The organism is Methanobrevibacter sp. (assembly GCF_045646045.1).
GTDB lineage: Archaea > Methanobacteriota > Methanobacteria > Methanobacteriales > Methanobacteriaceae > Methanocatella.
Window position 1 is genome coordinate 1 of record NZ_JAZRJY010000020.1, and the last position, 3,037, is coordinate 3,037.

Consider the following 3,037-nt stretch of genomic DNA (forward strand, 5'->3'; position numbering starts at 1 on the left):
AGCAATAAAAGCACATTCACCATAGGAATAAGAAACATCCATATAAGATACAAGCGTACTCTCAGGATTACTGGATAAATTATCATTAAATGCATCTAAAATATCTTCATAAATTAAAGAATGCTCAGTATCGTTATAACTATCTAAAAGTTCAATATCATTGATTGAAGTATAAACAATGTCTTTTAAATTATCTTTTTTCAATATTTGGATTAAAATTTCTTTAAATGCAGTGATGAGACGAATAATAGTATCGTTAGAATATTTATTTGAGTGTTCAATACTTATTAGATAACCATCATCCAAATTATTGACAATACAGACTAAATCAGAAACGGTGTCTCTCATTGTATCGTAAACAACAATCTCATCCCCAATGTCATATACTTCATTTAAATCTCCATTATATTCGAAGAAAACATCATTGTTTAAATTAAATTCGTTTGCCAATAACCTGAATGGATAAATGCTATAAGTCATTGAATCTAAAAGCAAATCAGATACTTTAGTTAAGTAATCTTTAACAGAAGATGCACTACAATCAACAACTATAGGAATTGTACGAACAAACATTCCCAAAGCGTTTTGGTTATAATCTTCATGACGACCGTGTTCTGAAAAATTAAAGTAGACTTTATCGCTGCCGGTAAAACGAGAATAAGTATATGCAAATACTGCATTTAATAAATTATTCACTGTGATGCCTGTATTTTTAGCGAATTTTTCGACATCATCACGAATATGTTTTACCGAAAGGGATACCCTATTTTCACTGCCATTAACATCAGGTAATAAAGCAGCCCCATCTTCCATGCCACTTAAGCAAGCATTGAAGAAATCATGCGCATTTTCATAAATAGGATCAAATTTGGATTCAAATGAATTTATTGCGTCATAAACAAATGCCAAATCCACATCATCATGTACAGTACCATTAAAAATGTTCATTAAGTCTTCATTAATTATTTGATGGCTAGTGGCATCACATATAATATGATGAATATCAAACAAAATCTTTATATTTTCATCGTTATTAACAATATAGAAACTGGCCAAACTTTCATTTAAATCAAAAGCTTCAGAGAATTTGGCAGACTCATCATCAATAATTTCAATAGATGGATAACTGTCACAAACCAAAAATGGAGTGCCTTTTTTATCAACAACATGACTTTTCAATATTGGATGTCTTTCAATCAAATTATGAATGGCATTTTTAATCTCATCTAAGGATTTGTCCAAACTACATTCGAAAATACCGGACGTTAAATAGGCGATGCCTTTATCTTCAATTTTTTCATCCAAATAAATTCCCAATTGAGATTCAGACAAGCGTGTAACGATGTTCTCCTTAATGTCGTAGGCATCTAGGAAATCCATTTCTAATTTAATATTTTTAATAAATTCAGAAATTTTATCTCCAATATTTGTGTCTTTAGCATATGCACCGTTTATAACATATTGCTCACCCATGCGGGATACATTAAATGTAACACCATAGGAAATGGAATCAATAATTTCTTGCGGATTTCTATCATTATCAAATAAATGAGCATTAAATGATTCAAATAAATCATTTTTAAATTCAAATTCGCTACTTAAGAAGTTAAATGTAACTGGAGCATGTTTAAAATCTAATTCCTGATTAATATAAATTAAAGAAGCATAATTCAAACCTAAATTATTGATATTTTTTAATGCAGCTTTAAGATTATAGACATCATTAACTAATGAAAGAGAGTCATTATTTCCTTCTACATCAATATTTACAGGATATTGGCTTGTAAACCAACCTACAGTATGACTAACATCAACTAAACTTTCATCACGCCCATGTGACTCACGATTCAATATAATATTCTCACCATAAGTCTTTTTATAGGCTCGTGCAATTGCTAAAACCCAATACTCATCTTCAGACAACATTAATATATTATCCACATCATATGATGCATCAATATTATAAGAAAATGGCTGGGTTCCGCCCCTAATTGTTGAATCATCCAATAAAGCATTAATTTTTATCCAATGTTCTTTTTCCTCATCAGAAATGTTATTTACCAATTCCTTAATATTGTCCACCCATAATTTATATGGATAAGGTCTGGAAAGATTAATTTCATTTTCATTTAATAACTGATTATAAATATATGACAAATCATCAAGTATAATACTCCAGCTTACGCCGTCAACAATCAAATGATGAATAACAAAAATCAGATAAAACTCCCCATTATAATTGACAAGTGTTATGTCCATTAATTTGGAATTAATATTTAATTTTGATTTGGAATCGATTATAATCTGTTTAATAGCATCATTTAAACTATCTTCAATTTTAATTTCATTTATTTGGCAAACACGTGAATTTATTGGCATTATCTCTTGTATAACTTCATTATCATTTACTTTAAAGATGGCCCGTAACATATCATGAATGACTGTCAAATTATCAAAAGCATTTTGTAAAATATTTAAATTCAACTTTATATTGGATCTTAAAATAAATTCTTGGGAATATTCGTCATTGTTCACTTCATTAAAGTAATAACTTTGTATTGGCAGTAAATCAACTGCCCCTTCTACAGCATCATATACAATATCTTCCTTATTTTCAATATTTTTAGCAATAAGGTATGGAGTTTTATAATTCAATATATCCCTAGCAGTACATGAAAGATTATCTTTTTTAAGCAATGAAATAAGACGGATTGCAGTTATTGAATCTCCGCCGAGACGTACAAAATCATCATACAATCCAATGTTTTCTTGATTAAATACAATTTCATATGCATTAACTATTTTCTCTTCAGTTTCATTCATTGGAGCAACATATTCTTCATGTAACTCACTTAAATCAACTTCCGGCAAGGCACGACGATTAACTTTACCGTTGACAGTCAAAGGAATATTATCTAAACTTATAACAAATGATGGGAGCATATAATCAGGTTTATACTTGCCTACATAATTACAGATATCTTCTTTAAGATCATATCCGTCTATTTCACTAGATACAACAACATAGGCAACCAGT

At 29.5% G+C, this 3,037-nt stretch carries 1 protein-coding gene; it reads right to left on the minus strand.

Annotation, left to right across the window (positions count from 1 at the left end; translation table 11 throughout):
• Nucleotides 1-3,037: condensation domain-containing protein (locus tag ACKI5C_RS01185; protein WP_407431217.1), on the minus strand; the 3,037-nt coding region annotated here is incomplete at both ends.